At 52.5% G+C, this 10,751-nt stretch carries 8 protein-coding genes; 4 read left to right on the forward strand and 4 right to left on the reverse strand.

Annotation, left to right across the window (positions count from 1 at the left end):
* Positions 1–2: 2 nt before the first annotated feature.
* Both D9T21_RS00160 and D9T21_RS00165 read right to left on the reverse strand, forming a co-directional pair.
* Positions 3–1,382 carry a YcjX family protein gene (locus D9T21_RS00160; protein ID WP_123323178.1) on the reverse strand — a complete coding sequence of 460 codons (1,380 nt, stop codon included), beginning with the start codon at positions 1,380–1,382 and terminating at the stop codon, positions 3–5.
* A gap of 100 nt (positions 1,383–1,482) precedes the next feature.
* Positions 1,483–2,694: a M24 family metallopeptidase gene (locus tag D9T21_RS00165; protein WP_123323179.1), complete on the reverse strand. Its 1,212-nt coding sequence runs from the start codon at positions 2,692–2,694 to the stop codon at positions 1,483–1,485.
* A 258-nt stretch (positions 2,695–2,952) separates the two neighbouring features.
* Here D9T21_RS00165 and D9T21_RS00170 point away from each other — a divergent pair, with 258 nt between their 5' ends.
* Positions 2,953–4,710 carry a DUF885 domain-containing protein gene (locus D9T21_RS00170; RefSeq protein ID WP_123323180.1) on the forward strand — a complete coding sequence of 586 codons (1,758 nt, stop codon included), beginning with the start codon at positions 2,953–2,955 and terminating at the stop codon, positions 4,708–4,710.
* Positions 4,711–4,769: 59 nt separating this feature from the next.
* On the opposite strand, the gene D9T21_RS00175 is transcribed toward D9T21_RS00170, so the two are convergent.
* Positions 4,770–5,717 carry a S41 family peptidase gene (locus D9T21_RS00175; RefSeq protein WP_123323181.1) on the reverse strand — a complete coding sequence of 316 codons (948 nt, stop codon included), beginning with the start codon at positions 5,715–5,717 and terminating at the stop codon, positions 4,770–4,772.
* 165 nt (positions 5,718–5,882) lie between these two features.
* Between D9T21_RS00175 and D9T21_RS00180 the strand changes: the two genes are divergently transcribed.
* The 3 genes from D9T21_RS00180 (at position 5,883) to D9T21_RS00190 (ending at position 9,032) form a co-directional block, all read left to right on the forward strand.
* Positions 5,883–7,130 (forward strand): DEAD/DEAH box helicase, encoded by a 1,248-nt coding sequence (locus D9T21_RS00180; protein WP_123323182.1) that lies wholly within the window; start codon positions 5,883–5,885, stop codon positions 7,128–7,130.
* A 99-nt stretch (positions 7,131–7,229) separates the two neighbouring features.
* Positions 7,230–8,654, forward strand: coding sequence for an MATE family efflux transporter (locus tag D9T21_RS00185; protein WP_123323183.1), 1,425 nt, complete (start codon positions 7,230–7,232; stop codon positions 8,652–8,654).
* A 15-nt stretch (positions 8,655–8,669) separates the two neighbouring features.
* Positions 8,670–9,032, forward strand: coding sequence for a RidA family protein (locus D9T21_RS00190; RefSeq protein WP_123323184.1), 363 nt, complete (start codon positions 8,670–8,672; stop codon positions 9,030–9,032).
* A gap of 39 nt (positions 9,033–9,071) precedes the next feature.
* Here the strand turns inward: D9T21_RS00190 and D9T21_RS00195 are convergent, their stop codons facing one another.
* Positions 9,072–10,712, reverse strand: coding sequence for an acyl-CoA synthetase (locus tag D9T21_RS00195; RefSeq protein WP_123323185.1), 1,641 nt, complete (start codon positions 10,710–10,712; stop codon positions 9,072–9,074).
* Between the last annotated feature and the right edge of the window lie 39 nt (positions 10,713–10,751).

Consider the following 10,751-nt stretch of genomic DNA (forward strand, 5'->3'; position numbering starts at 1 on the left):
GGTTAGTCCTCCAGTAGATACTGAAACAGCCTGTCCAGGCCATTGCCATTTAAAATACGCGCCAGATGATCTTTAGGCACACCTGCCGGTAACGCCGGGTAATGTTCATCAGCAGGCATGGCTTTCAGCGAGTCGGGTAACGGCTCGAAGGTCGCTTCAATATAGCGCCCTTCGCTGTTTACGTAGCGCAGAGCCTGCTCATTTGAACCGGCATCGGTGGCCTGAATAGCCGACACCAGAAAGTGTTCAAACTGGATTTCGTCTTTATCCAGCTGGGCCGTTGCGCCCCGGGTTACGTCTTTCAGCAGCGCCAGCAGGTTGTCTTTCTGGGCCGCTGGAATAAGATCGCTTTTGGTGGCGACAAAGGCTACTTTGGCAATTTTTTGCTGGCGCAACAGATGGCGTTGCACCCAGCCCGGATCGCCATACACAAAGGTTTGCGCCAGATTACTTAAGGTTTCCCGCAGCTGATACAGGTGGCTCTTACTGTGGTTCAAGCCTTCAAACAAATCCACCAGTATGATCTGCTTGTCTGTCTCGCGAAACGTACTTTGCTTTAATGCCGCCAGCCAGTTCTTCTTGAACACATCAAAATGATGGGTAAAGCGCTGGGTCCAGGGGCTGGATAGATCGCTGCTGATCCGCGACGGCAAGGGCGTAAAGCCGTATTCCTGCCAGTCGAAGCCAGAGCCGGGGATAAGAAAACTGCCCGGTTGAAGCATGGAGATCCCCTGAGCTTTGGCAGCCAGCAGGTAATCGCGGTACTTACTGACCAGCAAATTAATTGCATCAGGAGTTGGCGGCTGTTCAAAATCAAATCCGCTTACCGCTTCATGCCAGCCTTTAGCAAACTGATTCTGCGGCTCATTCATTTGCTGCGCCCAGGCGGAGTCCGACCATTGGGTAAAGGATTTGTCCAGCATGGGTAAATCAGTGAGCCACTCGCCGGGATAATCAATAAACTCAAATACGATATCGGTAAACGGCAGCAGGTACTTTTTAACGCCGTGGGTCTGGCGCAGCCGCACGGTTAACTGAAACCCAGCCACCGATTCGGTAGCCGGCGGCCATTCGCCTTGTTCCAGCGCCGCCATGTGCTCTTCTACCGGGAATTCAGGCAGGTCGCCCAGCGGCTCAACCCACATGTTCTCCACCAGATCCATGGGCAGGTAACGCAGCAATGGCAGGCACTGATACTGCTGTTCACTACGGTATTTTAAGATGGTCATCAGACTGGTAAACAGCATGGATTTACCACTACGGCTTAAACCGGTAATGGTAAAACGGTGGCGGGACTGCATAAACCATTCGGCAAATTGTGCCGAGCCGGTATCAGACGCCCGTCTGACCGGTTTAAGCACGCTGTCCAGCAAGTTTCGCATGGTATTCCTCCCGCCCCTGTATACTGCTAATCCTTGAGTGTATTACTTAACTTGGGTGGCTTTGCAATCAATATCAAGCTTTTGCCACACTTTGTTACAGTTATAGCCCAAAGGGGTTATTGATGGAGTGAGCCGGTTGGGTAAACCAGCGTGGGCCGTCTTCTGCCATATAAAAATGGTCTTCCAGACGGATCCCGAACTCGCCGGGCACCACTATCATTGGCTCATTGCTAAAGCACATGCCCGGGGCTAATGGCTGCGGATTGTCTTTAACCAGATAAGGCCACTCGTGGATATCCATGCCAATGCCATGGCCGGTGCGGTGAGGTAATCCCGGCAAATCGTAATCAGGTCCAAGGCCAGCGCTTTCCAGACTAACCCGGGCCGCGGCATCAACGTCGCCACAGGGCGAGCCATTGGCCGCCGCAGCAAAAGCCGCCAGTTGCGCATCTTTTTCGGCCTGCCACAAACGGGCCTGTTTTTCGCTGGCCCCACCAAAAGAATAGGTGCGGGTAATGTCTGACAGGTAGCCATGTAACTTACAACCGGTATCGATAAGCACCAAATCGCCGGGTTTTAATACCTGCGGATCCTTTACGCCATGGGGGAAAGAGGTGGCTTTGCCAAACAGCACAATACAAAAATATGAGCCACTGGCGCCCACTTTTTTATGCGCTTCATGAATAAACTGTTCTACCTCAGTGGTGGTGATCCCTTCATGTAAGATACTGGCGGTTGCCTGATGGACTGCCAGTGTCATGTCCATGGCACGCTGAATAAGCGCCAGCTCGCTGGCCGATTTATGCATACGGCAATGGGCTGTCACGCCACTGGCGTTAATGATCTCAATATCCGGCATGGCTTTGTTAAAACCATCAACGATAAAAAACGCGGTGGCTTCATCCACACCCAAAATATCGCCGCCGCTCAAACCGGCTTGTTTTAATACTTCAGCGACCAGCGCATAGGGGCTTTCATGCTCCTGCCACCCCACAATGTCGCCGGCGATCACCTGACGTTCCGACAGCGAGTCAATCTCAAACAAAGGAGCAATATAAACTACCTCACCACTGGCGGGCAGAATAGCGCCTACCAGGCGTTCGCTGGCATACCAGTCCATGCCGGTAAAATAACTCAGGTTAGTGCCGGCATTAAGATAGATAGCCGCAATCTGATGCTCACGCATATAGTGTTGCGCCTGGTCGATACGGCTGGTGTATTCGGCTTTATCTACCGGGCGGGTGTCTTTTGTCATGTCGGTCAGTGTCGCCAGTGCCGACGTTTTGCTTGCCCCGCCTATACCTTTTTGCATGCCTTACTCCTGTGAAAAATTCCGGCTTTCAGATAGCGCTCACTATAACTCATGGGCCGGACCGGCGACAGGCAGCCGCCGGGAATTTGGTCTACCCAGACCGGCAACCGGACGGTTTCCTCTCGCTCAGGGCATTTCACTGAGGCAGTATGAATAAGGTACGATAGAATGAATAATATCCGCATATAACAAAAACAGGAGACTCTGGTGCTCACAGCTCAATCCCCCAACCCAGTAAAAATAGTAGCTTTATCTATAATGGTGGCGTGTTCAGTCATCGGTGTAACGGCTTGCTCTTCCACTTCTTCGCCGTCAGCTACCACCAGTGTGGTTCAGAATACCGCCGACAGCCGCTTTGAAGCGCTGTATGAGGCAGAGTGGGCGTGGCGCCAGAATAAAGACGCCACGGATGAGAACAGCAATACCACCAGCGCGCCGTCGAGCCTGCCGGATGTTAGCATTCCTACTCAACAAAAACGCCTTGCCCGGTGGCAGGAGACCCTGGCACAGCTCGACGCTATCGACGTAGCAGCCTTATCAGAAACCAATCAAATCAACTACGCGGTGTATCGCCTGCAAATTGAAAACCTGATTGCTGACCAGCAGTTTAAAACCTACGAAAAGCCTTTACTCGGTGATACCGCGTTCTGGAGCAACCTGGCCTATATCACCCGTGAAACCTTTCATAGCGAGCAGGATTTCGAGAACTACATTCAGTGGCTGCAAGACATGCCGCGCTATTTCGATCAGCAAATTGCCAATATGAAACTTGGCCTGGCGCGTAAGTTCACGTTACCGAAGATTTCCTTACAGGGCCGCGATGCTTCAGTGATTTCAGTTATCGAGGCGAAAGGCGCGGATAACATGTATTTCAAGCCGTTTAAGAAAATGCCTTCCCGCTTAAGTGAGGAAAAACAAGCGCAACTGCAGGCCAAAGCCAAAGCCGCTATCGCCGACTATGTTATTCCGGCTCACCAGACATTGCTGACCTTCTTACAGGAAGACTACATTCCTAATGCTCAGCCTTCGATTGCCGGTTATGACCTGCCCGATGGCAAAGCCTATTATCAGGCGCAAATTAAAAAGTACACCACGCTGGATTTGAGCGCCGAGGAAATCCATCAGATTGGTTTGAATGAGGTCGCCAGGATCCGCCAGCGCATGCATGAGGTAATGGCCGAGGTAGGCTTTGACGGTGACTTGCAGGCCTTTTTAACCTTCCTGCGTACCGACGAACAATTTTATGTTGATACCCCACAGGCACTGCTCGACCGCGCGGCCTGGACTGCCAAGGAATTTGATGGCGTCGCAGACCAGTGGTTTGGTCATCTGCCCCGCAAACGCTTTGCCATCATTAAAGTACCCGACGATATTGCGCCGTTTTATACCGCCGGCCGTGGCGGCCCGGGCACCTATTGGGTAAATACCTATGATCTGCCCTCCCGCCCTCTGTACTCACTGCCGGCACTTACGCTACATGAATCTGCACCAGGCCACGCGTTCCAGATGCCCCTTTCGCTGGAAAACGACGCCATACCAGAGTTCCGCCGTAAGAGCTATATCTCGGCTTTCGGTGAAGGCTGGGCACTGTACAGCGAGTTATTAGGTGAAGAAATGGGCCTTTACCATACCCCTTATGAGGTATTTGGCATGCTCAGCTACCAGATGTGGCGAGCGGCTCGTTTAGTGGTGGATACCGGTATCCACGCCAAGGGCTGGACCCGCAAAGAGGCGCAGGATTTTATGAAGGAGAACACCGCGCTGTCGATTCATGAAATCACCACCGAAGTCGACCGCTACATTGCCTGGCCTGGACAGGCACTCTCCTACTATCTCGGTCAGATGGCCATTGTTGACCACCGCGCGCGAGCAGAAGAAGCCCTTGGTGAGCAGTTCGATATTCGTAACTTTCACGACATGATCCTGCAAATGGGCTCAGTGCCTCTTGCGGTACTGGAAGAGCGAGTGGATAAGTTTATTGCCGAAGGCGGCCCATCGCCCTACCCGGCTGGTTAACATCCGGTAAGAGGGCATAAGCACTTATGCCCTTTTTTAATCAGCAAACTTCTGTTTATTTATAAAGCCTCGGTTGCCAGCTCAAGCGCTACAGACATCGCCTGGTCAGCGTCTGTTTGCACATCAGGTATAACGCCGCTGTATTTCCAGCTGTCGCCGGTTTGGGGATGTTGCAGCTCAGCGTAAGCCATCACCATGCTTAAATGCTCACTCAGTTGCTCCACGGTTGTCATATAACCAAGGCCAATGGTTGGCATGCCCACTATCGTCGCCCGGTCGGCTTGCTGTAATGTGAAGGCAACAAACTCCCAGGAACCGGCAACAAACGGCGATGTAACAATAAATAAAGGCTTATCACTTCGAACAGGATTCGCAACTGGTTGCGCCAACAAAGGAGTACGTTGCTGGTGAGCAAGAGTGACCATCGATAGCGGCTGCCCCTCCGGCATAAAATGACTCAGAAAATGTTGCGAGAGCGGCAATGAACTCATGCCGGCACTTCTGAGGTCGATCACTATGGCCTGACTACCTGCTAAAAACGCCATGGCTTTATCAATTTCTGCCTGCCAATGGGTATCAAATAGATCACCATCGACGGCCAGGTAGCCAATATCACCATCCAGCATTTGCGTTTGCAGCGTGCCGGGCAGCTCATCGCTTGCCATCGCGGAACCGTTAAGCCCGGAGCGCCAGTGCAGCTCAAAGTTGGAATCCTGACTTACTGAGTAAAGCAGAGACTCCAGTTTGATTTTCAGGCGGCCAAAAGAAAACGGACCGTTCAGTTCACCTCGCTGCTGCGCAGTGTTTAGCAACTCAACCGTGTCCTGACGTGCGTCTTCGCGAATATATTTCTTCTCAACAACACTAACCAGCCTGGTCATTGCACTCTGTACCTCCTGTTCGGAGAGTAATGGTTCGTCCGCCGCCAATGCGAGTGCCAATGCCGGGATTAGCCCGCCAAGCTGTAAAATGAAGACCAGGAGTAAAATGCGTTTAGCGAAGGTCACCGGCTTATTCCTTTATAGTTGCCTATTCCATAAGTTGGTATTAAGTGCCCGCTTTCAATGCGTGGTGAATAAAAACAGGTATCAGGTTATAAACTACAACTAAGCTGCCAACCGTTAAAGTGCTACAATAGCGCCGTCTTTTTTTAATCAGTAGCGATGTAAGTTATGCGTTTTTCCAACCTCGGGCTGCACACCCAATTGTTAGCCAGCCTAGACGAGCTTGGCTATCAAACGCCAACGCCCATTCAACAGGCTGCCATACCCGAGGTACTGGCCGGGCGGGACGTACTGGCCGGTGCGCAAACCGGTACCGGCAAAACCGCTGCCTTTGCACTGCCGTTAATTCAACGTTATCTGACTGACCAAAGCCCCCACAATACCATTCGGGTGTTAGTACTTACCCCAACCCGCGAGCTCGCCCAGCAAGTGCATCAGAGCTTTGTTGCCTACAGTCAGGATACCGGCCTGCGCTCCGTAGTGGCCTACGGCGGGGCAAGTATCAACCCGCAGATTGAAGCCTTAAAGCAGGGCTGTGAGGTACTGGTAGCCACCCCCGGTCGTTTACTGGAACTGGTTATCAAGGAGCTTATTGACCTGAGCACCCTGCAAACGCTGGTACTCGATGAAGCCGACCGGATGTTGGATATGGGCTTTATTATCGATATTAAGCGAATCCTCCGCCACCTGCCAGAAGAGCGCCAAACGCTGTTTTTCAGTGCCACATTTAACGATGAGGTATTTGCCCTCAAAAACACCCTGCTAAAGGATCCGGCGCTAATTGAAGTAGCCGAAAGGAATACCACTGCCGCGAAAGTTGAACAACGCATCTATGAGGTGGACAGTCACAAAAAAGCGGCTCTGGTGGCTTACCTGATTGGAGCTAACAACTGGCAACAGGTGCTCATTTTTACCCGTACCAAGCAGTCGGTGGATGCCCTGGCCAAAGAGCTTGGCAAAGACGGTATCACTGCCTCGGCCGTTCATGGTGACAAAGCGCAAGGCGCGCGTGAACGAGCCCTGGAGGCGTTTAAAACCGGCCAGGTACGTACACTGGTTGCCACCGATGTGGCTGCCCGGGGCCTCGATATCCAGCAGTTACAGTATGTCATCAACTTTGAGCTTCCCTATAATGCCGAGGACTATATCCACCGCATTGGTCGCACTGGCCGGGCCGGTTTAGCCGGGCTGGCAGTATCGCTGGTTTCTCATAAAGAGAAATACCTGCTTGAAGACGTTGAAAAGCTCACTGGCGAACATTTTATCCCTCAGTGGGTGGAAGGTTTTGAGCCCAACCCAGCAGCACAGGAAAGCGCGGGTAACACCCGGCGCAAACCGTCAAAAAAGTCTCTGCGCGCGAATGCTCTTGGCCAAACCGGCAATAAAGGAAAGGCCGGCAAGCGGCGCCGCCGCTAAGGCTTTTGAATATATAAAATGCCAAATCCGCAGGTTTGGCGGCCGTGTTTTTTGCCCGGTGGCGGGGTACCATAGCGCGTCTTTAGTTGCGGAGCTCTCATGGCCCATTCATCACAACTGCTCACCGGCCCCATTCACAAAGCGCTGTTGTCACTCGCTATTCCCATTGTGATAAGCCAGCTCTTACAGTCTGCCTATCAACTGACCGATGCGTTTTGGGTGGGCCGACTAGGCCCGGCAGAAGTAGCCGCCGTGTCGATCAGTATGCCGGTAACTTTTCTGGTGATCGCCATTGGTGCCGGGCTTGCCATGGCCGGTGCCACACTGGCCGCTCAGTATATTGGCGCCGGGCGAAGAGAGGAGGTCGACAAAGTCTCAGCCCAAACCTTATTGATGGTACTGGTTATGTCTACAATACTGGGGACCTGTGGATACTGGTTGTCGCCCCATTTTCTGACCCTGCTTAAAGTCGAACCCGAGGTTTACAGCAACGCCCTGAGCTTTATGCATGTCTCTTTCATCGGCGTGATCTTTGTATTTACCTTCAACATGTTTCAGGCATTAATGCGCGGTATTGGCGAGGTGCGGATTCCACTCCTGATTGTGCTTGGCACCGTACTGCTAAACCTGGTGCTCGACCCGCTGTTTATCTTCGGTTATGGCATCATGCCAGGCCTGGGCGTAACCGGCGCGGCCCTGGCCACCCTGGTTACCCAGGCCATTGCGGCATTAATCGGTATCGGCATTTTACTTAAAGGCCGCCATGGTATTCATGTGCGACTGCGCTATTTTATTCCGGATTACAGCTATATCCGCCGGGCGTTTTTCTTAGGTATTCCCGGCTCAGTGGATCTCTCCGCACGCGCCCTGGGGCAAATTATAATGTCGTTCCTGGTAGCCAGCTTCGGCACTGTGACCATTGCCTCTTACGGTGTGGGCAATAACATTTTGATGTTTGTTACCATTCCGGCGTTAGGGCTGGGCATGGCGATATCGACCCTGGTGGGGCAGAATCTCGGCGCCGGGCAGATCGAGCGTGCCTCACAGGCCGCCACCACCGGCGCAATCTGGGGCTTTGTTTCACTTAGCCTGGTTGGCGGACTGAGCTTTTTGCTGGCGCCGCAAATCATTGCGTTTTTCGTGCCCGAACAACCTGAAGTTATCGCCACCGGCGCTCAGTTTGTTGAAGTAATGGCACTGACCTGGGGCGGTATGGCCGTGCAGGTATGCATTACCGGTGCTTTTCGGGCATCCGGCAATATGATAAACGCCATGGTGCTGTCGCTATTATCGCAGTGGGTGTTTTTATTCCCTATTGCATTTGTCTTATCAAAACACACAGAGCTCGGTAAAGCCGGTATCTGGTGGGCCTTTGCGGCTACCAACATCCTGATTGGTATTGTGAGTGTCTGCTGGCTGGCCCGGGGTAGCTGGAAGCACACCAAACTCACTCAGCAAAAGCAGGAAGTGCTGCATGTTACCGAAGAGGCCCTGCGTGAATCAGACGATCATTACTATCCTTAACTCAGAGAAACCACTATGAAAATCCACCGTATTAATCCCACCCAACGTTGGTCAGACATCACCGTTTTTAACGGCATTGCCAACTTTGTTGAAGTACCGGAAACTGACGAAGTACTGGACATTGAAGGTCAGGTGAGCGCTATTTTTGCGCAGGCAGAGGCCTCTCTTGCTTTAATCGGCAGCGATAAGTCGCGCATTCTGAGTGTGACAATTTACCTTACCGATTTTAGCCTGGTCGACCGCCTGAATGCCGTGTGGGATGCCTGGTTTGATGAGGGCACAGCGCCAAGCCGCGCGTGCGTAAAAGTGGAGCTGGCCGACCCGGACTGGCTGCTGGAAATGGCCTTTACCGTGGCCGCGGGCGAAGCCTATTTATAAGCGCTCATGGAGCGGCCTCTGCCGCTCCTACAAGCACAATTAGCTTTCTTTTACCTGATTACGCAACACAAATTTCTGAATTTTACCGGTGGACGTTTTCGGCAGTTCACCAAATACGATTTTCTTCGGCACTTTAAAGCGCGCCATATTGTTACGGCAGAATTCAATTACCTCGTCGGCGCTTACCTGCATACCGTCTTTAAGCTTAATAAACGCGGCGGGCACTTCTCCCCACTTTTCATCCGGCTGGGCCACCACTGCAGCTTCAATAATGGCCTGATGGCGATAAAGCACGTCTTCTACCTCGATACTCGAGATATTTTCCCCACCGGAGATAATGATATCTTTGGAGCGGTCCTTAATTTCGGCATAACCGTCGGGATGCCACACCGCCAGGTCGCCCGAGTGGAACCAGCCGCCCTCAAAGGAATCCTCGGTGGTTGAGGGATTCTTTAAATAGCCTTTCATTACCACGTTACCGCGCATAAAGATTTCGCCCACGGTTTTACCGTCCTGTGGCACCGGCTCAAGGGTAGTGGGGTTAGCCACCATAATGTCTTCCTGCATGGGCACCTTAACGCCCTGCCGGGCTTTCTTTCTGGCCTTTTCTTCAATGGGCAGTTCGTCCCACTCGTCGTGCCAGGCGCACACCACACACGGGCCGTAGGTCTCAGTTAAACCGTAGACATGGGTTACCGCAAAGCCCATTTCTTCCATGCCCTGAATAACCGCTGCCGGTGGTGCTGCGCCCGCCGTCATGACACTCACCTGATGCTCTATGCCCTGCTTTAACTCATCCGGCGCATTGTTGAGCATGTTCAGCACAATGGGCGCACCGCAGAAGTAGTTCACGCCGTCTTCTTTGATGGCATGGTAAATCGCATCAGGCCGAACGTGACGTAAGCACACACTCACGCCGGCATTGGCGGCAATGGTCCAGGGAAAGCACCAGCCATTACAGTGGAACATGGGCAATGTCCACAAATAACGGGGATGCGGCGCCATATTCCACGACACAATATTGCTTACGGCGTTAAGGTAAGCGCCGCGGTGGTGATACACCACGCCTTTTGGGTCGCCGGTAGTGCCCGACGTATAGTTAAGCGTAATGGCATCCCATTCATCCTCAGGCAATGACCACTCGTAACCTGACGCATCGCCGCCGGCAATAAACGCTTCGTAGTCCATTTCGCCAATCAGTTCGCCGCCTTCGTAATAGGGATCATCAATATCAATCACTAACGGCTTTTTGCTGAGCATCTTGATGGCTTTGCCAACCACTTCGGAAAATTCGCGGTCAACCACGACTACCTTAGCCTCACCATGCTGCAGAATGAACGCGATGGCTTCGGCATCAAGGCGAATATTAACGGCATTTAATACTGCGCCGGTCATCGGCACGCCAAAGTGGGCTTCAAATAGTTCTGGTAAGTTGGGCGAGATAAACGCCACGGTGTCGCCCTTGCCGATGCCCCGCTGGGTAAGCGCACTGGCCAGCTGCTGGGTGCGTTGGTAAGTTTCAGCCCAGGTGCGGCGGGTTTGCTGATGAATAACCGCCAGATGATTAGGGTACACCGCCGCGGTTCGTTTGATAAAAGACAACGGGCTTAAGGCCGCAAAGTTGGCCGGATTCTGGTCGAGTCCTAACGCGTAGGGGTTATGATGATGTGTAGGGTTCATGGGTATCCTTATCGCATTCAAACAAGCGTTTAATTTATT

Origin of the sequence: Marisediminitalea oceani (genome assembly GCF_003731635.1) — a bacterium.
GTDB lineage: Bacteria > Pseudomonadota > Gammaproteobacteria > Enterobacterales > Alteromonadaceae > Alteromonas > Alteromonas oceani.

Coding starts and splice junctions, on each gene's coding strand:
- D9T21_RS00195 (WP_123323185.1), bottom strand. CDS start 10,712: ATGAACCCTACACATCATCATAACCCCTACGCGTTAGGACTCGACCAG.
- D9T21_RS00160 (WP_123323178.1), bottom strand. CDS start 1,382: ATGCGAAACTTGCTGGACAGCGTGCTTAAACCGGTCAGACGGGCGTCT.
- D9T21_RS00180 (WP_123323182.1), top strand. CDS start 5,883: ATGCGTTTTTCCAACCTCGGGCTGCACACCCAATTGTTAGCCAGCCTA.
- D9T21_RS00190 (WP_123323184.1), top strand. CDS start 8,670: ATGAAAATCCACCGTATTAATCCCACCCAACGTTGGTCAGACATCACC.
- D9T21_RS00185 (WP_123323183.1), top strand. CDS start 7,230: ATGGCCCATTCATCACAACTGCTCACCGGCCCCATTCACAAAGCGCTG.
- D9T21_RS00170 (WP_123323180.1), top strand. CDS start 2,953: ATGGTGGCGTGTTCAGTCATCGGTGTAACGGCTTGCTCTTCCACTTCT.
- D9T21_RS00165 (WP_123323179.1), bottom strand. CDS start 2,694: ATGCAAAAAGGTATAGGCGGGGCAAGCAAAACGTCGGCACTGGCGACA.